21 protein-coding genes are annotated in these 22,750 nt (G+C 43.3%); 11 read left to right on the top strand and 10 right to left on the bottom strand.

What is annotated here, in order from left to right; genetic code table 11:
• Positions 1 to 69 precede the first annotated feature (69 nt).
• Entirely contained in the window at positions 70 to 1,242 is a 1,173-nt protein-coding gene (locus QL898_RS00880; protein WP_290175479.1) for an MFS transporter, read from the bottom strand.
• A gap of 108 nt (positions 1,243 to 1,350) precedes the next feature.
• Between QL898_RS00880 and QL898_RS00875 the strand changes: the two genes are divergently transcribed.
• From QL898_RS00875 to QL898_RS00860, 4 genes are all read left to right on the top strand, one after another.
• Positions 1,351 to 2,253, top strand: a complete 903-nt coding sequence (locus QL898_RS00875) for a LysR family transcriptional regulator (protein WP_290175478.1) — start codon at positions 1,351 to 1,353, stop codon at positions 2,251 to 2,253.
• Between the two features lie 39 nt (positions 2,254 to 2,292).
• A complete protein-coding gene (locus QL898_RS00870; protein WP_057760908.1) occupies positions 2,293 to 2,703 on the top strand; it encodes a DUF2177 family protein in 411 nt (136 codons plus the stop codon).
• Between the two features lie 151 nt (positions 2,704 to 2,854).
• Positions 2,855 to 3,415, top strand: a complete 561-nt coding sequence (locus QL898_RS00865) for an acyl-CoA thioesterase (protein WP_290175477.1) — start codon at positions 2,855 to 2,857, stop codon at positions 3,413 to 3,415.
• Between the two features lie 214 nt (positions 3,416 to 3,629).
• Complete coding sequence (locus tag QL898_RS00860) at positions 3,630 to 4,718, top strand: cation diffusion facilitator family transporter (RefSeq protein ID WP_290175476.1); 1,089 nt, start codon at positions 3,630 to 3,632, stop codon at positions 4,716 to 4,718.
• Between the two features lie 157 nt (positions 4,719 to 4,875).
• On the opposite strand, the gene dps is transcribed toward QL898_RS00860, so the two are convergent.
• Entirely contained in the window at positions 4,876 to 5,358 is a 483-nt protein-coding gene (gene dps, locus QL898_RS00855; protein ID WP_057760902.1) for a DNA starvation/stationary phase protection protein Dps, read from the bottom strand.
• Positions 5,359 to 5,841: 483 nt separating this feature from the next.
• Between dps and uvrB the strand changes: the two genes are divergently transcribed.
• From uvrB to QL898_RS00840, 3 genes are all read left to right on the top strand, one after another.
• Positions 5,842 to 7,953 carry an excinuclease ABC subunit UvrB gene (uvrB, locus tag QL898_RS00850; RefSeq protein ID WP_101206411.1) on the top strand — a complete coding sequence of 704 codons (2,112 nt, stop codon included), beginning with the start codon at positions 5,842 to 5,844 and terminating at the stop codon, positions 7,951 to 7,953.
• A gap of 310 nt (positions 7,954 to 8,263) precedes the next feature.
• A complete protein-coding gene (locus QL898_RS00845; protein ID WP_290175475.1) occupies positions 8,264 to 9,316 on the top strand; it encodes a histidinol-phosphate transaminase in 1,053 nt (350 codons plus the stop codon).
• Between the two features lie 289 nt (positions 9,317 to 9,605).
• Positions 9,606 to 9,983, top strand: a complete 378-nt coding sequence (locus QL898_RS00840; protein WP_101206413.1) for a hypothetical protein — start codon at positions 9,606 to 9,608, stop codon at positions 9,981 to 9,983.
• Positions 9,984 to 10,080: 97 nt separating this feature from the next.
• Here the strand turns inward: QL898_RS00840 and QL898_RS00835 are convergent, their stop codons facing one another.
• Positions 10,081 to 10,470 carry a hypothetical protein gene (locus QL898_RS00835; RefSeq protein ID WP_290175474.1) on the bottom strand — a complete coding sequence of 130 codons (390 nt, stop codon included), beginning with the start codon at positions 10,468 to 10,470 and terminating at the stop codon, positions 10,081 to 10,083.
• 184 nt (positions 10,471 to 10,654) lie between these two features.
• Entirely contained in the window at positions 10,655 to 11,170 is a 516-nt protein-coding gene (locus QL898_RS00830) for a hypothetical protein (RefSeq protein ID WP_290175473.1), read from the bottom strand.
• A gap of 316 nt (positions 11,171 to 11,486) precedes the next feature.
• Here QL898_RS00830 and recJ point away from each other — a divergent pair, with 316 nt between their 5' ends.
• Entirely contained in the window at positions 11,487 to 13,325 is a 1,839-nt protein-coding gene (gene recJ, locus QL898_RS00825; protein WP_290175472.1) for a single-stranded-DNA-specific exonuclease RecJ, read from the top strand.
• An 82-nt stretch (positions 13,326 to 13,407) separates the two neighbouring features.
• Here the strand turns inward: recJ and QL898_RS00820 are convergent, their stop codons facing one another.
• The 6 genes from QL898_RS00820 to QL898_RS00795 all read right to left on the bottom strand — a co-directional run bounded on the left by QL898_RS00820 (position 13,408) and on the right by QL898_RS00795 (position 19,044).
• Positions 13,408 to 14,073, bottom strand: coding sequence for a trimeric intracellular cation channel family protein (locus tag QL898_RS00820; protein WP_057760888.1), 666 nt, complete (start codon positions 14,071 to 14,073; stop codon positions 13,408 to 13,410).
• Between the two features lie 71 nt (positions 14,074 to 14,144).
• Entirely contained in the window at positions 14,145 to 14,780 is a 636-nt protein-coding gene (locus tag QL898_RS00815; RefSeq protein WP_290175471.1) for a trimeric intracellular cation channel family protein, read from the bottom strand.
• Between the two features lie 92 nt (positions 14,781 to 14,872).
• Positions 14,873 to 16,024 carry a multidrug resistance efflux transporter family protein gene (locus QL898_RS00810; protein ID WP_290175470.1) on the bottom strand — a complete coding sequence of 384 codons (1,152 nt, stop codon included), beginning with the start codon at positions 16,022 to 16,024 and terminating at the stop codon, positions 14,873 to 14,875.
• A 61-nt stretch (positions 16,025 to 16,085) separates the two neighbouring features.
• Positions 16,086 to 16,817: a 7-carboxy-7-deazaguanine synthase QueE gene (gene queE / locus QL898_RS00805; protein WP_290175469.1), complete on the bottom strand. Its 732-nt coding sequence runs from the start codon at positions 16,815 to 16,817 to the stop codon at positions 16,086 to 16,088.
• 224 nt (positions 16,818 to 17,041) lie between these two features.
• Positions 17,042 to 17,863, bottom strand: a complete 822-nt coding sequence (gene dapD / locus QL898_RS00800; RefSeq protein ID WP_290175467.1) for a 2,3,4,5-tetrahydropyridine-2,6-dicarboxylate N-succinyltransferase — start codon at positions 17,861 to 17,863, stop codon at positions 17,042 to 17,044.
• A 224-nt stretch (positions 17,864 to 18,087) separates the two neighbouring features.
• Positions 18,088 to 19,044 carry an alpha/beta fold hydrolase gene (locus QL898_RS00795; protein ID WP_057760879.1) on the bottom strand — a complete coding sequence of 319 codons (957 nt, stop codon included), beginning with the start codon at positions 19,042 to 19,044 and terminating at the stop codon, positions 18,088 to 18,090.
• Positions 19,045 to 19,421: 377 nt separating this feature from the next.
• Here QL898_RS00795 and QL898_RS00790 point away from each other — a divergent pair, with 377 nt between their 5' ends.
• From QL898_RS00790 to QL898_RS00780, 3 genes are all read left to right on the top strand, one after another.
• Complete coding sequence (locus tag QL898_RS00790; protein WP_290175466.1) at positions 19,422 to 20,612, top strand: FAD-dependent oxidoreductase; 1,191 nt, start codon at positions 19,422 to 19,424, stop codon at positions 20,610 to 20,612.
• A gap of 231 nt (positions 20,613 to 20,843) precedes the next feature.
• Positions 20,844 to 21,836: an arsenosugar biosynthesis radical SAM (seleno)protein ArsS gene (gene arsS / locus QL898_RS00785; RefSeq protein ID WP_201549140.1), complete on the top strand. Its 993-nt coding sequence runs from the start codon at positions 20,844 to 20,846 to the stop codon at positions 21,834 to 21,836.
• 90 nt (positions 21,837 to 21,926) lie between these two features.
• Positions 21,927 to 22,748 carry a DUF547 domain-containing protein gene (locus QL898_RS00780; protein ID WP_201549142.1) on the top strand — a complete coding sequence of 274 codons (822 nt, stop codon included), beginning with the start codon at positions 21,927 to 21,929 and terminating at the stop codon, positions 22,746 to 22,748.
• The last annotated feature ends 2 nt before the right edge of the window (positions 22,749 to 22,750 follow it).

The following is a 22,750-nucleotide window of genomic DNA, read 5'->3' as shown; positions in this document are numbered from 1 at the left end:
AACTCTATAGACAGTTTGAGACCCATATGTTGAGAGGTTATACATTGAAAGCTTCTATATCGAAAGGTTCTACGATGCTTGCAGGGCACGCTTATCACGCAGCCCTGAATAGCGTGTGACCGCTAGTGCCATTAGAGAGATGACAGCGCCAATCCAAGCTGTGTCTTGCAATGACATATTCTCAACCACGCTACCACCGATGATTGAGCCCAGTGCAATACCGATATTAAATGCAGCAATATTCAATCCAGAAGCGACATCGACGGCATTTGGCGTATATTTTTCAGCTTGCTTAACCACATAGATTTGTAGACCTGGTACATTACCAAAGGCAAAAGCACCCCATACCAAAATAGTCAGCACTGCGGCAATCTTGGACTGCATAGTAAAGGTGAACAGTAAAAGAATGACACTTAAGGCGCTAAATATAATGCTAAGCGCACTAATAGGGCCGCGTTTATCTGCAAGTTTTCCGCCCCAAATATTGCCGATCGCAACGGACACGCCATATACGAGCACGATAAGACCAATGGCTGATGGTGCAAATTTGGTCTGCTGCTCTAAGATAGGTGCTAGGTAGGTAAATGCCGTAAACGTACCGCCATAGCCAAGAATAGTCATTAGATAAACCAGCAGTAGTTGTGGTTTTACAATGACTTGTAATTGTTCTTTGAACGTTGCAGGGATAGATTTTTTTAGGTTTTTTGGTACCAATATGGCGCTACCGATTAAAGCGATTAAACCCAGTACTGAGACGACCAAAAACGTAGCGCGCCAGCCAAAATGCTGTCCAATCCATGTGCCAAGGGGTACGCCAGTGACGAGCGCAACAGTGAGTCCGGTAAACATAATGGCAATTGCGCTGGCTTCTTTTTCTTTACTGACAAGGCTAGTAGCAATCATGGAACCAATAGAGAAAAACACACCATGCGCTAGACCGGTCAAGATACGGGCAAGTATTAAGGTTTCATAACTGGGTGCTTGCCAAGCCAGCAAGTTACCCATGACAAACAGACCCATTAGGCTCATCAGTACTATTTTACGATTCCAGCGGCCAGTGAGTGCGGTAAGTATAGGGGCACCGATGGCAACGCCGACAGCATATAGGCTGACGAGCAACCCTGCTGAAGGTAAGCTTACGCCTAGATCAGCGGCAATAGTTGGTACCAATCCAACGATGACAAATTCGGTTGTCCCAATTGCAAATGCGCTTAGAGTAAGCGCCCATAAAGCGAGTGGCATAACGACATCCTAATAATTAAATGATGCGCGTAGTTTGACGGATTTATAGTTTGCAAAAAACAGCATAAATGACAAAATACCTTTGTCAATTTTGTAAAGGTAATCATGATGATGGGACATGCTAAAACAGAAGACATAGAGATATTTTTGACGGTAGTGGATACGGGTAGCTTTACTGGCGCTGCCAACGTGCTGAATCAGCAGGTCGCTAAAGTGTCTCGTGCGGTGTCCAGACTCGAAGATACGCTGCAATGTACACTGCTAAATAGAACGACACGGCGCTTGGAGCTGACGGAGGAAGGGCATGTCTTTATTAGATATGCGCGTGAGAGTTTAAATACGTTATATACCGGTGAAGAGGCGATTAAGCTGTTAAAACAAGCGCCGAGTGGGCATCTACGAATTGACGCTGCGAGTCCGTTTGTATTGCATCAGCTGACGCCTTTGGTTGGTGAGTTTGTGCAGCAGTATCCGCATATCACGCTTGATTTGACCTCGCATGACAACATCATCGACTTGCTTGAGCACAAGACGGATCTGGCTATCAGAATTGGCGACTTAAAAGACTCAAATCTGCATGCGCGTTTATTAGGTAAAAGTAAGCTGCGGCTAGTAGCCAGTCCTAAATATTTATATCAGCATAACGAGGTGACTCATATTGATGATTTGAATGTTGAGGATTTAAGCACTCATAAATTAATTGGCTTTAACGATGCGTCCAAATTAAACAGCTGGCCACTAAAAACTCCAGTTAAACTGAATTTTCATATGACTGGCAGTAGCGGCGAGACCTTACGTCAGCTATGTTTGAATCATCAAGGTATTGCTTTACTGTCACATTTTATGATTGGTGAAGATTTAGAATCTGGACGATTGGTTGAGGTGTTGCCTGAGGCGATAGTCAGACCAAACAACCGTGAAGCCATACAGGCGGTCTATTACAAAAACAGTGCCGTATCTTCGCGTATTCTGGCATTTTTAGACTTTATCCAACCACGACTGACATTATAACTTTCATACGTTTTTATTCATTTTATAAGAGGTAATATCATGGGTTACGTTTTTATTTATCTCGCCGCTGTGGTTATCTTTTTGGGTGTCGATGCTGTTTGGCTGACGACCATGAAAGGGGCTTTTTATGAGTCACGTATCGGGCATCTATTGGCTGATGAGCCAAACATGATGGCAGCTGGCGTGTTCTATATGTTTTATATATTGGCGCTTTGTATTTTGGTTCTATATCCACAAATCAAAGCAGGCGCATCCGTTGGTCATATCTTCTTACTCGGCGGGCTGATTGGCTTGATGGCTTACGGCACATATGACTTTACCAATTTGGCACTGTATAAAGGCTTTACGCTAGATACAGCGTTGGTCGACTTTGTATGGGGTGGTATTTTAACCGGTTCAGTGAGCGCGATAGTGGCATGGCTTGCGTATCGCTTCCATTGGTTGAGCTAGCGCTTACATCTTGGCCTATATAACGCTGTTTAAATAGCACCAATTTACACAATTTAGACTGTCCAATGACAGAGGGTCGTTTGTGATATACGGCGACCTGCTGTATAAATGGTAGGCATAATAAATAAGTGTTAACCCATTAAGGAATATTATGCCGCAATACAATACCAGCTCCACTGCCAAAAAAGCCCCATTAAACCATGAGCTATATATGTCAGTACTGATGACGCCTGATATGGCGAATTTCATTGGCAATGTGCATGGTGGGGATTTGCTCAAGATGCTTGATCAGGTCGCCTATGCTTGTGCCAGTCGCTATAGTGGTAATTATGTGGTGACACTGTCTGTCGATCAGGTGATGTTCCGTGAGCCGATATATGTGGGCGAGCTGGTTACTTTTGCGGCCAGTGTTAATTATGTTGGTAATACCTCAATGGAAGTAGGTATCCGCGTCGAAGCAGAAGATGTACGTGGTCGTACCGTCCGTCATACCAATAGCTGTTACTTTACGATGGTGGCTATTGATGACAACGGTAAACCGACATCCGCACCACCACTCGATATCAAAAACAAGATGCAGCAATGTCGAGCTGATGCAGCAAAAGAGCGAAAGAAGCTGCGTATGGAAAGTTCACATCGTCCAAGTTGTGATTTCGAAGAGATTAACAAGCAGTTTAGCGAGAACGAAGAAAATGCTGAGGTAGGAAAATAGCCTAAGTTATTTAAAGCTATCTAAAGTTATTTAAAGCTATCTAAAATTTTATAAAGTTATTTAGTTTTATTGAATTAATAATTCATAATTCATACAACGACTCACTAAAAAGACACTGAGATTGTAGAGCGCTTATTTTAAGCTGATGTATGTTTCAAGCCATTTATCTACGGCAAAAATTCTACTATCAATACGTTATTTCAGTGAGTCTAGCATGAATCTAAAGCCATCTATTGCTAATCCCCAGCGCCATTTACCAGCCTCTCCTAAATCGCAAACACCTCGCGCGCGTGGGGCAGGTAATCCTAAAATTCTAAACGACCCTGAACTAAAACATACCCTTAATCAAAGCCCCGAAACCAATGATGAGCATTCAGGATCACTGATCACTGTGTTGATTGCGGTCGGGGCCAATCTGGTTATTGCAATCGCAAAAACTGTTGCCGCTTTTATGACAGGCTCAGCCTCTATGATTGCAGAGGCAGCTCACTCATGGGCGGATGCTGGCAATGGTACTTTGCTCATCGTCGCAGAAAAAAAGTCCATCAAACCTGCTGATAAAAGTCATCCGTTAGGCTATGGCAAAGAGTCTTATGTTTGGTCAATGATTGCTGCTTTTGGTGTATTTACGGCAGGTTCGATTGTCTCTATTTACACAGGTATCAAAGAATGGAACGCTACTGAGTCTGAGACTAACTATACGATTGGCTTTATCGTATTGGCAGTGGCGTTTGTGCTCGAAGGGGTTTCATTGGTTCAGGCATACAGACAAAGTAAAAAACATGGTGAAGCGCTTGATATCAGTGCACTTGGCTATGTCGTGGATACCTCTAATCCAACGTTGCGCGGTGTATTCTTTGAAGATTTAGCAGCGGTTATCGGTTTGGTGATTGCCGCTGCTGCTATGGGTATGCACGCTTATACGGGCGAACCGTACTGGGATGCGTTAGGGTCTATTATTGTCGGTCTACTACTGGGCGTCGTCGCCATATTCTTGATCAGTCGTAACCGAGATTTCTTAGTCGGACATAGAGTCACTGACCGTATGCATGAATACGTTTTGAGTGAGCTGCTAAATCATCCAGATATCGATAGTGTGTCCTATCTGCACCTAGAGTGGGTCGGCCCAAAAAAGATATTTATGGTGGCGGCGGTAGATATCGCAGGCAATCAAAAAGAAGAGCATATCGCACAGAAGTTTGAAGAGATTGAAAACCTATTCAGAGGTAATCCAGTCTTTCAAGAGGCCATCTTGACACTGTCCGAACCTAACGCTGAGCTGCTAAGTTTAGAGAATATTTAATTTAAAAGCTTAGTAGATTAAGTATGTGGTAGAGAAATCCTATTGAATGCTTTTAAGTACGCTTTCTAAATTCAAAAATCAAAACACAAAAAAGCCGTCATGAGTGACGGCTTTTCTTATAACTCTAGTACTTAGTAATTTTTTAACTTAAACGGTACTATTTCTTTGGTGCGTTTGCGCCGATGAACCATGCATCTTTATCAACAATACGGCTAGCTTCTGTAAACAAGTCAGCGGTGTCTTCATCACCTGCATCACCAGCGGTAGCAATCGCTTCACGCAATGTCTCTGCGACTTTCTTGTAGCGGCTAGTTAACTCACGTACATGCTGATCTACTTCAGTGATGTCGGTTGGGTAGTCATCTAGGATAGACTCTTTTACTACGCGACTTGCCAAACCATTTGGTTGACCACCTAAGATTACAATACGCTCTGCGATAGTATCTGATACTTCAAGGATACGATCTGATGTCTCATCTAATAATTGATGTACACCGATAAACCCAGTGCCTTGTAGATTCCAATGGCACTGTTTGCCATCTAATGTTAAATCGATAACGTTTGCTAGGTTAGCGTTTAATAAATCAATCATTTTTTTCGCAGTTTCGTCTGAAATACCACTTGCGTAACGTTCTCTCATATTTTACTCCGTCATTTATTTAAAATTATTATATTGAATGAAAGTTCAATGTATTTTTATTGGTCTTCTATTCGATGACAATTAAGTTAAAGCTAACAATATGAATTGCTATAAATCTTTCAATTCATCAATACTGCTCACTAGTACTGAAAAGTCATCAACTTGTTAATTCAAGAATGATAATAGCAGCTTAACTCAGTGTTGGAACCCTTGAGTGTTAGGCTTTGTTGAGTGGTCGTGTAACGAGTTTGTTAACCGTGAAAAGCTTTGTAAATTTATCGAATACTGTGTGCGTTTTTTATAACGATGTAAGTTTTATCCGCTAATATTAAGCTTTAATTTCTGATAAACCGTACATTTATACACTCATATTTTTGGGCAGCGAGACAGTGTTTTAATTATAGGATGAGACTCCTTATTCTCCTTTAAAAACCGCTGCTCAGACCCCATATTGTTATAAACCTTAAGAAGAAGAAAGCCATTATGCGAATGCCTGAACCGCGCTCATCGCGTCAGTTAAATCAATTGGCCACTCAGCTCCAAGGCGAAGCTGAAATTAGTGGTGTTAATGCGTCAGGGACGCAAATATCAAGTCGTGCCTTCGAGATGGTTACTGACTTTGAGCCAGCAGGCGACCAGCCGCAAGCCATCAAAAAGCTAGTTAACGGTATCAATTCGGACATGGACGAGCAGTTGCTATTGGGTGTGACTGGCTCTGGTAAGACCTATACCATGGCAAAGGTCATTGCTGAAACTCAGCGTCCGACCATTATCATGGCGCACAATAAAACGCTAGCCGCTCAGCTATATGGCGAGTTTAAATCGTTCTTCCCCAATAATGCGGTCGAATATTTTGTCAGCTATTATGATTACTATCAGCCAGAAGCGTATGTCGCTGCTAGTGATACCTTTATCGAAAAAGACAGCGCTATTAACGATCATATTGATCAGATGCGCCTGTCCGCCACGCGTGCCTTGTTAGAGCGTCGTGATGCGATTATCGTCGCTTCAGTATCTTGTATCTATGGTTTGGGTGATCCAGAAAGTTATCTAAAAATGCTATTGCATGTCGTTGTGGGCGATAACATCGATCGTACAGCGACTATCAAGCGTTTGGTTGAGATGCAGTACACACGTAACGAGCTAGATTTTGGCCGTGGTACGTATCGTTTGCGTGGAGAGCTGTTAGATATCTATCCTGCTGAGTCTGAGCAGCTAGCGGTACGTGTGCATTTATTCGATAACGAAGTCGAGAAGATTACGTGGTTTGATCCCTTAACGGGTAAGACGGTACGCAGCGTGCCACGTATTACCATTTATCCAAAGTCGCACTACGTGACGCCGCGCAATAAGCTAGAAGCTGCCAGTCATACGATTCGTGCTGAGCTAGAGCCGCGTTTAGAGTACTTCCGTGACAATAACAAACTGATTGAAGCACAGCGTCTCAAAGAGCGTACTCAGTATGACTTGGAGATGATCCAGCAGCTTGGTTACTGTAACGGTATCGAAAACTACTCACAGCATCTCTCTGGTCGTCCATCAGGGGAAGCGCCGCCGACGTTGTTTGATTATATTCCAGAAGATGCCTTGTTGTTCCTTGATGAGTCACATGTGACGGTTTCGCAGATTGGCGCGATGTATAAAGGCGATAGATCGCGTAAAGAAAACTTGGTCAATTATGGTTTTAGACTACCCAGTGCGATGAATAACCGCCCGATGAAGTTTGAAGAGTGGGAGCGTATCAAGCCAAAAACCATTTATGTCAGTGCCACGCCAGCATTGTATGAGCTTGAGCATAGCGAGCAAGTCGTTGAGCAAGTTGTTCGTCCGACGGGTCTGATTGACCCTGAGATTGAGATACGTCCTGTCTTGACGCAAGTTGATGATGTGCTATCAGAGATTACCAAACGCCGTGAAAAGGACGAGCGTGTACTGATTACCACGTTGACTAAGCGCATGTCAGAAGATTTGACCAGTTATCTTAAAGAGTATGATGTAAAAGTCGCTTATCTACATTCGGACATCGATACTGTTGAGCGTATGCAGATTATTCATGAGCTCCGTACTGGCGTGCATGATGTGCTAGTCGGTATCAACTTATTACGTGAGGGTTTGGATATGCCTGAGGTCTCGCTGGTAGCGATATTTGATGCCGATAAAGAGGGCTTCTTGCGTTCAGAGCGTTCGCTTATTCAGACCATTGGTCGTGCAGCGCGTCACTTGAATGGTAAAGCCATTCTCTATGCTGATCGCATTACGCCAAGTATGCAAAAGGCGATAGATGAGACGGATCGTCGCCGTGATAAGCAGATTGCCTTTAACCTTGAGCATAATATCACGCCAAAAGGGGCTCGCCGTAGTATCACGGACAAGATTGATACGGGCGAAAGCTTGGATGCCAATGACAATCAAGCTATCCCAGTTAAGAGTAACTTGCCAGATGTGGATATCAATATCTTGCGTAGCCCTGATCTGCTTGCCAAAGAAATCAAACGATTAGAGAAGCAAATGCAGCAAATGTCGCGTGATTTGAAGTTTGAAGAAGCAGCAAAAACGCGTGATAAAGTGCTGGAGTTAAAAGCACATTTGATCTGATCGCTTGGGTCAAATATTAGGGCTAAAAAGAGGCTAAACGATAGCGAAGGTGAGGTGCTTTTTGAGCACCTCACTTTTTTATGGTTTATTCAATAACGGAATGTGCAGAATACTTGTAATGCAGCGCATTGCCACTTACCATATCCGATAAACCTCACCATCCATATAATATTTCAAAAATTTAAGTCGCAAGCTAACAAGCCGAGCACGTGTAATGCTTTATTTGGGCTAGGCTTGCTGTTTTTATAGATCACATTGTCAACACAGACTAAATTTTTGGAATGGACATAATCTAGGCGTATTATTTACTGTGCTTACCAACAACTTAATAGAATTAAACTCTAACGAAAATTCACTCGGCATGTCAGATGCTGCCAAACAAGCCGTTATCGACTCTTTAGACATCGGCTTTCGCTATCCCGATGACCAACGTGCGGCGCTGATCACCAAAGTCGCTGAGATAAACGGTGTAGCAGAGAGTCAAATTTCTCTAGGCAGTGGCTCTAGTGAAAACATTCGTACTGTCGTCCAAATGCTACAAAATCAAGCATTAGTAGAAGGCAAAAAATTCCAAGTTATCGTGCCGCATCCAACCTTTGCCTATGCTGAGTTATATGCGACATCTGTCGATGTACCTGTGGTAAAAGTACCGCTGATGACTGAAAACTACGCCTTTGACTTGCAAAGCATGCAAAAAGTGGCTGATGACTTTGAAGGTATTAGCTTGTTTTATCTGTGCAATCCAAACAACCCAACGTCGACTATTACTGACACAGTAAAGCTCAAAGAATGGGTAGGGAATGCACCAAGTAACCATTACTTTTTATTAGATGAAGCTTATTCAGAGTATGTGACTGATCCAAGTTTTGAGAGTGGTGTTACATGGATACGAGAGGAGTACTCTGAAAATATCGTTGTGGTGCGTACTTTCTCAAAACTATGTGCACTTGCTGGCATGCGTGTCGGCTATGCAGTTGCTAGCCCGCAAATGATTGCTAGATTAGAAGCATTTATCTCGATTGATAATACCAACTTATCAGGTGCGGTAGCTGCATTAGCGACTCTCGATGATGAAGATTTTCTGGCATTGAGCTTACGTACAGCCAATCAATCGCGCCAGCTGGTAGAGCAGACGTTAGATGAGCTTGGTTTACGGTATTTGCCATCACAAGCCAGTTTTATATTCCATGAGATAAAGGGCGACGTGCAAACCTATATCGACAGAATGCGTGAGCATGGTATTGCTGTCGGGCGTGAGTTTGCACCTATCACTGGCTTTAATCGCTTAACACTTGGCAGACCTGATGAGATGGCAGTATTTGTAGAGGTACTCAAATCCTTTCGTGAGAAAGGCTGGGTCTAACTAAATTAGTTAATGCAGTTGGATGATATAAAGGGAAGTTGCTTATTGGTCGCTTCCTTTTTTGTTGTGTTTATTTCGGTTGTTGGAACTGTATTGAAGCCAGAGTTAAGCGCACATTTTTACCAACATCAAACGCAGTTTTACATATCGCACCTTAAATAATCTAACGCTATCTTATAGGATAACTGAGTAAAGCATGACCCGTTAATCACACAGATGAATACTGGGTAACAGTCACAGTGCTCGGCATGCTCACGTATCTTATAATTATAAAGTTAGGGATGTACCTATGTTCGATATCAAATCATTTTTTAAACGAGAAGTAGAGAAAAAGCTTATCAATGTAGATGACTATATTTTTATGCCAGAACGCGTAGAGATGGAAATTGAAGGCGGACTATTAAATTGTGTGTTGAATAGTGATGGTCGCGTAGATATTTTTTATAGTAAAGACGGTGTCACTGAGGTGGGTTCAGCGTCGCGCAAACACCCATTTACAGCATTTGAAAAAGAGCTATATCATGGTATCTATGATGATGTGATTAATGATTTAATTAAGGAAGTAGATAAAATTATTGATAGCACCTCGAAGTATTTCCGTCGTAGCCAATCGTTGCCTTTTACTGCTTCTATAACGTCTCAAGCATCTGACACAAACAAATTTTAGGCTAAGAACTGAACTAATCTATTAGCAATAAAAAGGGTGCGTTATGTTTAACGCACCCTTTTTATTATTTCTTATTCTAACGAATCATTTGATTGTTCTATTGAACAAAGCTTGTATAGCAGCTCTGTAGAGATTTGGCGACGACTTGTGCGACTAACTGAGTACGGTACTGAGAGTCAATCGCGGCATTGCCCAGCTCAACAATCGTCACTTGCTGCGGTGCTTGCTCACTGACACAGCCACAAACATTGGTTTTAACAGATTCTTGCTGTGCTTCTGTCATGGCGACGCTTGCAACACGCCACGCGTTCTGTTGTTCAATTTGGCTACGGCATTGGTTGTCGATCGCAGCTCTAAAAACATTCATGCCGATTTCGTTTGCGGTACCGATTGCTGTACCTGTACCGTTGTTTGTAGCACCTGTTGTGGTACATCCCGCCAAGGCAAAGGTCGCTAGCATCATCGTTGAAGCCAAGATTTTTTTCATAAGTTAGTCCTTTAAGGTGTTTGTCATAAATAAAGCTGTATATTATCAGTAAAACCTAGCAATGACATCCTTAACCACAAGCGGATGTTATTTTAGAACTCTATGACCTATATGTATTAACCACAAAAAAGCCAGCTAAGTAATCACTTAACTGGCTTAATATAGACTAAGCTATTCGGCTTATTTACACGTTTTTGCCGTGTTCTTTTTGCTGAATATCTTTTGCCAATTTATAGCATTCGTTGATATGGTCATTAGCAATTTTCTTAAAGATCGTATAGCCCATCGTTGCAGCAACCAATTGGCCGCCAAGTGGGATAAACTTGGTCACTTGTTTGGCAGCGATACGACCACCGAAGCCTTGGATAGTTTTTTTGACGATACCACGTGTTGCCATGAGCCCAGCGAAATCTACGGTACGGTCTTTTACTGCGCTCCAATGTACTTCGCGCGATTCCAAGTTAATGGCTGATTGACGATCTTCAATGAGACCAAAACGCTCACTAATTTCTGGAAGCAACTGTGTCAACATGCCTGCATCAACTGCCACATCAAAAAATGGCACTGGAACAACTGCTACACCAGCAGAAACTCTAGCGCGTCTTTTTACCATTCCCTGACATTCTTTTTTAACTTTATCAAGGTCTAGGTTAGGGTCGATAGTGTTTGGAAGTTTTTCAGCAAGTGGTGTGGTTTTCATAAAGTGTCCTTATAAATAATTAAAATATAAATGATAAAAAGTTCAATAGATAACAAATCTTTCATTGCTTACTATTTTAGGTATTTATGCTTGGCTTACAATCATTGCTTTGTAGCAAAATGAATGAAATTACTCACACTATGCACCTTTTTTGTAAGTAATCAAGTGAAGGTGATTTACATGAGCTATAAAAATGGCAGTCTCAATTATTACTAAGATATGGGCATTATTCATTAGGTTGCACAATGCCTAATGATATACAGAGGTAGTATAAATTGTCATTGTGACCCTCTGCTAAAGCCAGTAGAATACCCTCATGCTAAATTTAACCCCCCGTTATACCAGCACTCGCATCGACGAGTTGCCCGCCGCGCTGCAACCATTTGCCGCTCAATCATTCACGCTTGCCCGTCTGTATGCAGGGCGAGGTATCACTGCGCCTGATGAGCTGGAGACTAGCCTATCAGGTCTATTGCCTGCTGAGGCACTGCACGGTGTCACAGAAGCCGTGCGCTTATTGGACTTGGCGATTGATGAGCGTCAGCGTATCTTGATCGTTGGTGACTTTGACTGTGACGGTGCCACCAGTACAGCCTTAATGATGCGCGCGCTCACAAAGATGGGTGCGGTCGTTGATTTCCTAGTGCCAGATCGTTTTAAGTACGGTTATGGCCTGACGCCGGAGATTGTCGAGTTAGGTATTGAGACTTTTCAGCCAGATATGATAGTGACAGTTGATAATGGCATCTCAAGTCATGAAGGGGTGGCACGCGCCCAAGCTGATGGTATCACGGTGATTATCACTGACCATCATCTTACGACCAAAGAGACGCCACCTGCGGAAGCGGTTGTCAATCCCAATCAGCTAAATTGTGACTTTGCTAGTAAAGCACTGGTCGGAGTTGGAGTCGCGTTTTATGTGCTTGGACGCTTAGCAAAGCTACGCCGCGAAGCTGGCAAGTCTACGGTACAGGTTAGCCAATATTTGGATTTGGTCGCACTTGGGACGATTGCAGATGTTGGGGTATTAGATAAAAACAACCGTATCTTGGTACATCACGGATTGTCGGCTATTCGTCAAGGCCGCTGCTGTATGGGAATATTGGCATTGCTTGAGCAAGCGGGCCGTGATCCCAAGCAGCTTCATGCGCAGGATTTCGGTTTTGTATTAGGTCCACGTATCAATGCAGCTGGACGCATGGACAATATGCGCATCGGTATTGAGTGCTTATTAACTGAAGACTGGAGCACCGCACAACGTTTGGCACAAGAGCTTGAGCAGTTGAACCGTACGCGTCGTCATGTAGAGGGCGAGATGCGTGCGCAAGCCGATAGTATCGTACAAGCATTGGCTAACGAAGATAATAGCGACGAGAGTGTGAGTGGTGATAGCGTCAATAATACTAGTAACGACGACACAATTACTCAAGCTGTCTCTACTGCTAAGGCTAACAATACTGGCGCTCGTAGTATTATTCTGTACCAAGACGACTGGCATCAAGGAGTCATCGGCATTGTCGCTGGTCGCCTAAAAGAAAGCCATTATTTACCCAGTATCGTTTTTGCACCAGCAGACACTGAACAAACGGATGAAGACAGTGCTATCAAAGGCTCAGCACGGTCTATCCCAGGTATCCATATTCGTGATGCCATTGAACAAGTCGCCGAGCGATATCCAGATTTGATCAGCCATTTTGGTGGTCACGCGATGGCAGCAGGCCTGACCCTCAAGCGCCGCAACTTTGAGGCATTTGTCACAGCTTTTAATGAAGTGATGGCTCAGATGGATGATGAGGTATTTGCAGAGCAAAAATTCACCGATGGACCTTTGCAAGCGAGTGACTTTAGCTTATGGTTTGCTGAGCATTTAGCCGATGCCAGTATCTGGGGTCATGGATTTGCACCGCCAATATTTGACGGTGTGTTTGAGGTGCTAAGTTTTAAGATTTTAAAAGACAAACATCTTAAGTTATCGCTGCGTTATCCAGACGTTCAATATCCGATAGAGGCAATTTGCTTCAACTTCGATAATGAGGCGTGGGATTACCGTGCTAAGCAAGTCCATTTATTATTTCAGCTAGACATCAATGAATGGAATGGCAAACAAAGCTTACAGCTGATGGTCAAGGATTTGGCTGTGGTAGAGCAAGGGTAAAGCGACAATGTCAAACCGATAATACTAAACGCGCTCAAATATGGGCGCGTTGGTATTTTTGAAATGAAGACACGCCCTAGTATTAGTATTTCCACTCTAATGTGGGGAACTGCCAATCGTAACGAATAGCCAGCATACGCAAAGTAAAAATCGTACTCATCGTAGAGATGTCAGCTACCCAATCTGTCACGCCTAAGTTCTTTAGAGCAAAGTACAGCACCCCACCCGTCAACGCTGCCGTAATATAAATCTCTTGCTGTAGTACCAATGGAATCTCATTGCAAATCATATCGCGAATGATGCCACCAACCACGATAGTAATCACACCTAACAATAGCGCTACAGGTACATTGGCACCCATACTATCAGCGACTTTGATACCGATCAGTGTAAATGCTGACAGACCAATGGTGTCAGAAAGCTTGAGGAACTTATCCACTCGTCTGGAGTTTGGATGAAAAAATATCTGCATCGCTAGTGATGAAATCGTAATGAGGGTCAGATAGCTCATATCTACCATCCAAAATAACGGATGGCGATCCAGAATGACATCACGTACCGTGCCGCCGCCGATAGCAGTGACAATAGACACGAGCAGACAGCCGAAGACGTCGAAGTTTTTGTGCTTGGCAAGTATCGTGCCTGAAACGCTACAGGCGATGATGCCAATCATATCGAAGAAATATATCAAAGAGCGCGGGTCAAAAGTAGTGATCAGTACGGTAGGGTCCAATACGATAGCCAACATGGGCAGTTCTCACTATTTTCAATTATTGTCAGTCAAACAAAGGCTATCTCAGCAGAGTCTTGCTCAATCAATCAGTCTACGAGTCGAATAGAAGGCAGATGCCAGTCGAATCTGAGCGCGAGCATACGAACTGCAAAGATGACAAACAGCATAATAAATTCATTGAGACTGGCACCGACTCCAAAATACTGTAAGCATAAATACGTCACAGACCCTGCGATACTGGCAGTAATATAAATTTCACGCTGTAGTACCAGCGGAATCTCATTACAAATGATATCACGTAGTAAACCACCGATAATGGCAGTCCAGACACCCATCATAATAGCAATGAGGGGAGACATGTCTAAGGTTAAGGCTACCTTAAAACCAATGACACTAAAAGCTGCTAGCCCAATAGCATCAAAGAGCTTTAACGCATTATCAATCTTATGATAAAGGTGAAAGAAGATTTGTAAGATAAGGGAGGTCACCGTGATAACGATCACGTAATTAAGATCAGTCATCCAAAATAGAGGATGACGGTCGAGAGCCATATCGCGTAATGTCCCACCGCCGATGGCATTGACCATCGCCACTAGAATACACCCAGCGATATCAAAGCCTTTATGCTGCGCAAGCAAAGTCCCTGCAATCGCGCAGGCAACAATGCCAACCATGTCCAATAAATATAATAAAATATCAGGAAAAATCAAAGCATTACCCATGGTTATAGTGCCAAATCGAGATCATCAAAGTGATAGGTGTTTTTTAGGTGGCTATTCAATGTATAAATTTGACGAAATAGGCGTAGTGTTATTTAGCCATCTTTTGCAAATAATATCAGCCCTACAATAATTAGCCCTATACCGAACAGTCCCATCGCCGAAGGTATGGCGTTATCTAATAATAATATACCCCCAATCAAAGCAAAGATAACTTCACTGGCTTGGGTTGAGTCAACGCCTGCAACCTCGCTTGAAGTAACAGCTTGCTCGCGCGCATACAGAAATATAGTGGTCGCTGCCACGCCTGCCAATAGAGCAACGAGCAACGTATTGATTATTTGTGAGGGGTGGGGCTGGTCAGGGCGCACTATAATGCCCAAAAACAGCCAAAATGGCAAACACCCAAGAGTCATTAGCCACACTTTGTTAAAGGCATTTTGCAGTAGCGTGGTTTCGATAGAAGGAATACGAGCAATTAGATTTTGTAGGGATGAGGTTGCCGCAGTGTTGTTACTTTGAAGTACGCTATCGAGGTCGGTGGCATCATATGTCGTAGCTGGCAAATCATAAGCTTCGGATATGAGCGGTTCACTCTGCTCGTTAATATCAATACCAATACTGGCTTTTTGAGCGTTCAACTCTGCGGCCTTCTGTAGTTCAGTATTGCGCTTGCGGGCATTGTGAGAAGCCTGCCAAACCAGCTGGTTACCAATTGGGTAACTAAAAGCGGCGATAAGAGCAGGTAGCGCACCGTAGAGCAGCATGTCAGACATGGGGACGGTGTCAGTTATAGAAGCAGCATGCAGACCTTCGCTGATATTGACGAGCGCCACACCGATAAAGACAATGACAGCATATACGATAAATTTTTTATCAAAGCGTTGACCAAATGCCAATAGCACAAGCAGACTGGTGACGACGGTAAACATAAAGGTAGCCGCTACTACCCATCCCGCAACATGATCTGCGGCATAGCAAATACCGGTGTAAAACAGTCCAAACCCAATACTGCCAGTAATGCACCAAAAGCTCCAATGCTGTAGAAAAATCATTATTAGCGCTTTAATACGACCAAAGCCATGTTGCATCGCAATAATGGCAGTAATAATCAACAGCATAAAGACATAGCGTAGACTCGCTGACCAAAACCAATGTCCACCTGCGCTACTCATAAGCTCATTTAAGATAAATGTCGAGCTAAAAAACGCACCTGCTAGCAAGCCCAATAAAATGAGTTTGATCATACCGCTACCTTATCCATGGCACTCAACGTGTTCACACTTTCTATTTGTTACTTGCTGATAGTTACTTGCCTTTGGCATCTGCCCAAATGATCTTATGCAATTGCAGCTGAAAGCGAACTGGCAAGGCATCAGCCAACATCCATTCTGCTAGCTCGCGCGCCAATACAGGTACTTCAGGACTTAGCTGTTCATCGACATCATTTGCGACATTAAACATTGGAGAGAACCATACCGTACCGACCAATTCGTTTAGCTTATACTCGGTCAATTTAGCTTTTGCCCAGTCGTAATCTGTACGATTCATAATGACAAACTTGATTTGGTCATGCTGAGTGAGATAGTCGAGGTTTGACCATAGATTCTTATCGACTTCACTTGAGCTTGGTGTTTTGAGATCCATTACCTTGCTGACTGCTGCTGGCACGTTTTCTACCGTGAGCGCGCCTGCGGTCTCAAGGGATATCTCATACCCATCGCTCAGCAAACGTTTCATCAATTCAATGGCATTTGGCTGTGCTAACGGTTCACCGCCCGTCAGACAGATACGCTTGCACGGATAACCTTTGATGGTTTCTATGATGGTTTCTAATGATTGACGTTCGCCGCCAGTAAAAGCATATTCGGTATCACAATAGACGCAGCGCAGCGGACAGCCTGTTAGACGCACAAATATCGTCGGCAAGCCTGAGGTGATTGCCTCACCTTGTAAGGAATAAAAAATCTCAGTCAGACGCAACCCTGCTTCAGGGTCAGTGACAGGGATAGCGGCGGTGCGTAATGATGATTCACTCATAATATTTCAAATACAGTTAAAGGTCGATAAGACGATGAAGCGCTTATCAATCGTAATAAAAAGGCAGGGGATGGTACGAATGATTTTGTGTTTGTATAAAGCCAAACTAAAAGAGGATTATAACGTAACGCGTTATATTAAGCTGCAAAAAAGATGCTGGGTCATCCCCCAGCATCTTCATATAAAACAATATTATTCAATAAATAACGGTACTTGCCAAATATTTAGGCTAAGCGTAATAGCTCGTTTACTGATGTTTTTGCACGAGTTTGCGCATCAACTTTTTTCACGATGATAGCAGCGTACAAGCTGTGCGTGCCATCTTCTGACGGTAAGCTACCTGGTACGACAACAGAACCTGCTGGTACACGGCCACGATGAATCTCGCCAGTCTCACGATCATAGATACGCGTCGATTGACCGATGTAGACACCCATAGAGATGACAGCGCCTTCTTCAACGATAACGCCTTCAACGATTTCAGAGCGCGCACCGATAAAGCAGTTGTCTTCGATGATGGTTGGGTTGGCTTGTAATGGCTCTAAAACACCGCCAATACCAACACCGCCTGATAGATGCACGTTTTTGCCGATTTGCGCACATGAGCCAACGGTCGCCCACGTATCAACCATCGCGCCTTGATCGACATACGCACCGATGTTGACGTATGATGGCATCAATACCGCACCCGCTGCGATATATGAACCTTTGCGAGCAACGGCTGGTGGTACCACACGGACGCCTGCTTCTTTGAACTGTGCTTCGGTCCAGTTAGCAAATTTAGTTGGTACTTTGTCATAGAACTGTACGTGTTCGCCAGCGGCTTGGACGTAGTTGTCGTTTAGACGGAAAGACAATAGTACGGCTTTTTTGGCCCACTGATTGACAACCCATTCGCCATCTTTCTTTTCTGCTACGCGCAGGCTACCGTTATCTAGTTGCTCAAGTACTTGATTGATAGCATCACGCACGTCTTGTGACATATTGGCTGGGCTGTATTCGTTGCGATTTTCAAATGCTTGTTCGATGGTTTGTTGTAATGACATAAAGGTTCCTAAAATGAATGAAAGGGAGGGTGATCTTAATGTTATGGTTAAAGACTTATATGACCCAGCCTAAAGAAAATTCAAGGTATGGCTTGGTCCAAAAACTTGCTTGCCGTATTGTCGCTAATTTGACCGCTTTTAGCAAACGCGTTGAGGGTCTTATTATGAAAATATTGAATGAGTTGTTTTCAGGTATCCTCTCAAAACAACTCATTTATCATGATTTAATCGTCTGTCGTGTTGGTCTCTATCCACTCTAAAATATCTTGATAAACGGTCTGTTTATCCTTTTCATGCAGCACTTCATGGCGCATATTAGGATACAGCTGAATATCGACATGACTGAAATGACGCTTGTCCAAACGCGTGACAACCCTACGTATACCGCGACCCATTTCGCCAATCGGATCATCTTCACCGCTGATAAATAGCATTGGGAAGTTTTTGGCAATAGTAGTAGCCCAATTTTTATTCAGCCCAGTATCCATAAGCGTAAACAATGTCATAAAGCCATTATTGGTAAAGTCAAAACCAGTCTTAGGATCGGCTTCATAGGCTTCAATGTTTGCGGTATTTTCACTGAGCCACGCAAACTGTGAGGACGAATTGCGATCAGGTAGTTGGCTGTTAAGGACTTTGTTCATCACCTTGGCAAAAACTGTATTCGGTTGTCTTGGGGCGACTCTGGCGAGTAGCTTGTTAATAGGTAATAACACCTTAGCTAGTGGGTTGGCGTCTGCGGAACCCATTAGAATGGCGCCTGTGAAATTATGCGCATGATGTTTAAGTACATTGCGCACGATAAATGAGCCCATCGAGTGACCCATCACAAAATGCGGGACGTCTGGATGACGGTCTTTTAGGCTATCGGCCATCACAATCACGTCTTTCAAAAGCGACTGTACCGGATGCTCTTCACCAAAAAACCCAAGATCGGCCTCAGTCTTGATAGTCTGTCCATGACCCAAATGGTCATAAGTCGCCACAGCGATACCATTGTCTGCTAAAAACTGTGCAAAATCGCTATAGCGCCCGCTGTGCTCTGCCATGCCATGCACAATCAGTAAAGTCGCGCTAATCTCGACGTCTTTGCTACTTGGTTCAAAAAAGTCATGGTGCAAGTAGTGAATATTGTCAGAAGACAAAATGTGATCGTTACTGGTATCGATGTTGGTACTCATGTAAGGTTCCTTGATTACTTATAATTTTCATTAACGGTTTTGACGATGTTTCTCAAATAATGTGTCAAGCAACGCAATTTATCATGCGGCTCTTATAATGTCCTATTGTACTGGGCGATGATAAATAATTTCATCTTATTTTATGATTTTAATTCAGTTATACAAAATATCGTTCTACTAATAACGGTTAACGCAGTGACTATGATTGAATCTGTATAAGTCACATGAATCACATAAGTCATTTACGCTCTTACTGTTTGCCCGCAATAGACTGGTCTTATTTATATGATACTTTTAAATGAGTTTTTAAAGTCATTTATATCAATCAACATTCAATCAAACACTAACAGCAACCAACCGCCTTGATAAAATCATCTATGACGAAATTTTCATCGAAAAAGACATTACTATTGGCAGGCGCAGGTCATGCTCACATTGGCATGTTACGCCGACTTAGCGCAGCGCGTTTAAAAGATGCCGATACTATAGATGCGGACATTCACTTAATTAGTGAGCAACCGCAAACGATATATTCTGGCATGTTACCGGGTTGGATGGCAGGGCATTATCAGTTGCATGATATCAGTATTGATATCAAATCGCTTTGTGTGCGAGCAGGTGTGCGCTTTATTCAGCAATCGCTTGTACAAGTAAACGCAGCGTCAAATAAGGTGGTTACGACTGGCGATGAACAAACGGATTTTGACTACGATGTCTTGTCTCTAAATACGGGTGCAGATACAGACATGCGTTGGCTACCTGACCACAATAGCTACAACGAGTACGGAAGCGATAATGACGATAACAATACTGGCGCTGCTAATACTAACGTGATTGCCATACGACCGTTATCAACATTTATCACCCAATGGCAGCGGATTCTAAAAGCCGCTCAGCAGTCTGAAAAGTATCAATTGGCTATTATTGGGGCAGGTGCTGCGGCCATAGAGTTGGTGATGGCAGCCCAAGTCACGCTACGGAACATCAATCGTAATCATCAGGTGACATTAGTATGCGGTGAGAATCTATTGTCAGGGTTTAACTCAGGCTTTCGACAACGGGTTATTAAGCAATTACATCGTCATGACATTACGATAGTTCGAGAACGAGCGACCGATTATCGTGATGGCAAATTATCAACTACGCATAAATCATTGCTCATAAATGCTGTCATCGCTGCGACTGGCGTCATAGGCTCGGCATGGACAGCTTCTACGGATTTGGAGACAGAAGGTGATGGGTTTGTCGCGGTAAACGATAAGCAACAGAGCGTCTCTCATTCTAATGTGTTTGCGGTTGGTGATGTAGCGACACGAATCGATAAATACGTGGCGCACTCGGGGGTTCACTCGGTGCATGGTGGTGCTGTCGAAGCCGATAATTTATTGGCCTATCTGGGTGACAACGTAATGAAAAGCTATCAGCCAAAATCACGCACGCTATATCTGCTGTCTTGCGGTGATAAATACGCCATTGGTAGTTGGGGTAATGTAAACCTACAAGGCCGCTGGGTATGGCATCTTAAGAAGTATATTGATAAGCGTTTTATCGAAGCTGATAAGGACTAACCAAGGTTAATGCTCATTTGGAATAAACCATAAAATCCATGTGATTAGTTGTCAATGCTTATTGATAATCAGGTATGATTGATTAGATAAACCGTAAAGTGAGCAATCAAGTTTTACGTTGTAAGTTTTGAAAATAAACAGTAAAAGCAATGCGCTATCTATGTTTTCTAATCTTTAATGTCACGTTGCTATCCTTTTTTAGTTGTACTGCTAACAGGATTTTAGACCACCATGAAATCAACTATCGAGCTACTTGAGCATACTGATTTTCCAGCGATAAAACGACGTCAATTGACGATATTACAAGTCAATATGGGCTACTTATGTAATATGTCCTGCGTGCACTGTCATGTGGCTGCTAGCCCCTATCGTACTGAAATGATGTCACGTGAGTTGGTTGAGCTGATACCAGAGATATTACAAGCACAAAACATCGATACACTTGATTTGACGGGCGGTGCGCCTGAAATGCATGAAGATTTTAAGTATTTGGTCAAGGCCGCTCGGGCATTAGGTGTCAAAGTAATAGACCGCTGTAACCTGACCATTCTGATGGAAGAGGGTTATGAGGATATGGCGCAGTTTTTAGCAGACAACCAAGTTGAAGTGGTGGCGTCTTTGCCTTGTTATTCCTTAGAAAATGTAGACAAACAGCGCGGCAAAGGTGCGTTTGATGACAGTATATTGGGGTTGCAGAAGCTCAATCAGCTGGGGTATGGCAAGCCTGATTCAAATTTAACATTAAACTTGGTTTACAACCCACAAGGCGCGACGCTGCCGCCCAATCAACAGCAGCTTGAAGCAGATTATAAGCGTGAGTTAAAAGCGCACTTTGATATCGAGTTTAATCATCTGTTTGCCCTAACCAATATGCCGATTCAGCGTTTTGGTGCGGTGCTATTGGCGAAAGACCAGTTCCACCCGTATATGGATTTGCTCAAAGCTAATTATATGGCTGCCAATTTGGCCGAGGTCATGTGCCGTTCGACCATTAGTGTCAATTGGTTGGGTGAGCTGTTTGATTGTGATTTCAATCAGCAGTTAGAGATACCTGTCCCCAACAAGGCACGGCGACACCTAAGTGATTTGTTAACGCAAAACCCGTCTGGTGATGCCATTGCCATTGCTGACCATTGCTATGGCTGTACAGCAGGACAGGGCAGTAGCTGTGGCGGCGCGTTAGAAGAAGAGACGGTAGAGCTAGCGTTGGCAGACACGCCTTAGCCGTTCTAATGTAAGCACTTTAAACATAGGTGCTTTTAGCATACGTAAAAATTTAGAGAAAAAACAATCAGTGTAAACGGAGTAAGTCCTATGTCAGTATTTAACTTTTCAGCGAAGACGTTTTTCGCCCAACCAGTGATTGCCACGACTATTTTATTAGCAAGCATGGCTGCTCATGCTGACTTCAACCATCAGAGCTGGGATAGCTTATTAAATAAGCATGTGACCATGACCAACGGTGGCAAAGCTTCAGTGGTCAATTATGCTGGCATGAAAGCAGATCAAAGTAAGCTGACAAGCTATCTGGAAGCGACGAGCAAGGTATCTCAATCAGAGTTCAATCGTTGGAGTAAAAACGAGCAGTTGGCATTTTTAATTAATGTTTACAACGCTGGTACGGTAGATTTGGTATTGACGGAATATCCAAACGTCAAATCTATCAAAGATATTGGCGGACTGTTTGGGTCACCATGGAAGCAAGAGTTTGTTTCGCTACTTGGTAAAACGCGCTCACTTGATGATATCGAGCACAACCTCATTCGTGGTTCTAAACGCTATAACGATCCGCGCATTCACTTTGCGGTCAATTGTGCCAGTATCGGTTGCCCTGCATTGCAAGATGATGCCTTTACCGGCAAGCGTTTAGACAGTCAGTTAGAGCAGGCAACGTCTAAGTTTTTAGCAGACAGTAGCCGAAACAGTCTTAAAGGCGATACGCTAAGAGTGTCACCAATTTTTAAATGGTATAAAGAAGACTTTGCAACCAATTGGCGCGGTACAAAAGATTTGGCAGGGTTTTTGGGTCGTTATAGCTCATCATTAGGATTGAGTAACGCTCAGACAGCGGATCTTAAACAAGGCAAGATAAAAATAAGCTATACCGATTACAACTGGAATTTGAATAAGAAATAAGC

The sequence above is a fragment of the Psychrobacter sp. APC 3279 genome, from assembly GCF_030407795.1.
In the GTDB taxonomy this organism is placed as follows: Bacteria; Pseudomonadota; Gammaproteobacteria; order Pseudomonadales; family Moraxellaceae; genus Psychrobacter.
Note: the sequence above shows the minus strand (reverse complement) of the source record. Positions and strands in the feature narration are given on the sequence as shown.

Coding starts and splice junctions, on each gene's coding strand:
- queE (WP_290175469.1), bottom strand. CDS start 16,817: ATGAGTGAATCATCATTACGCACCGCCGCTATCCCTGTCACTGACCCT.
- QL898_RS00870 (WP_057760908.1), top strand. CDS start 2,293: ATGGGTTACGTTTTTATTTATCTCGCCGCTGTGGTTATCTTTTTGGGT.
- QL898_RS00790 (WP_290175466.1), top strand. CDS start 19,422: ATGACGAAATTTTCATCGAAAAAGACATTACTATTGGCAGGCGCAGGT.
- QL898_RS00795 (WP_057760879.1), bottom strand. CDS start 19,044: ATGAGTACCAACATCGATACCAGTAACGATCACATTTTGTCTTCTGAC.
- QL898_RS00835 (WP_290175474.1), bottom strand. CDS start 10,470: ATGAAAAAAATCTTGGCTTCAACGATGATGCTAGCGACCTTTGCCTTG.
- QL898_RS00880 (WP_290175479.1), bottom strand. CDS start 1,242: ATGCCACTCGCTTTATGGGCGCTTACTCTAAGCGCATTTGCAATTGGG.
- dps (WP_057760902.1), bottom strand. CDS start 5,358: ATGAGAGAACGTTACGCAAGTGGTATTTCAGACGAAACTGCGAAAAAA.
- recJ (WP_290175472.1), top strand. CDS start 11,487: ATGCTAAATTTAACCCCCCGTTATACCAGCACTCGCATCGACGAGTTG.
- QL898_RS00840 (WP_101206413.1), top strand. CDS start 9,606: ATGTTCGATATCAAATCATTTTTTAAACGAGAAGTAGAGAAAAAGCTT.
- QL898_RS00875 (WP_290175478.1), top strand. CDS start 1,351: ATGATGGGACATGCTAAAACAGAAGACATAGAGATATTTTTGACGGTA.
- QL898_RS00860 (WP_290175476.1), top strand. CDS start 3,630: ATGAATCTAAAGCCATCTATTGCTAATCCCCAGCGCCATTTACCAGCC.
- QL898_RS00810 (WP_290175470.1), bottom strand. CDS start 16,024: ATGATCAAACTCATTTTATTGGGCTTGCTAGCAGGTGCGTTTTTTAGC.
- uvrB (WP_101206411.1), top strand. CDS start 5,842: ATGCGAATGCCTGAACCGCGCTCATCGCGTCAGTTAAATCAATTGGCC.
- QL898_RS00815 (WP_290175471.1), bottom strand. CDS start 14,780: ATGGGTAATGCTTTGATTTTTCCTGATATTTTATTATATTTATTGGAC.
- QL898_RS00830 (WP_290175473.1), bottom strand. CDS start 11,170: ATGAAAACCACACCACTTGCTGAAAAACTTCCAAACACTATCGACCCT.
- QL898_RS00780 (WP_201549142.1), top strand. CDS start 21,927: ATGTCAGTATTTAACTTTTCAGCGAAGACGTTTTTCGCCCAACCAGTG.
- arsS (WP_201549140.1), top strand. CDS start 20,844: ATGAAATCAACTATCGAGCTACTTGAGCATACTGATTTTCCAGCGATA.
- QL898_RS00865 (WP_290175477.1), top strand. CDS start 2,855: ATGCCGCAATACAATACCAGCTCCACTGCCAAAAAAGCCCCATTAAAC.
- dapD (WP_290175467.1), bottom strand. CDS start 17,863: ATGTCATTACAACAAACCATCGAACAAGCATTTGAAAATCGCAACGAA.
- QL898_RS00820 (WP_057760888.1), bottom strand. CDS start 14,073: ATGTTGGCTATCGTATTGGACCCTACCGTACTGATCACTACTTTTGAC.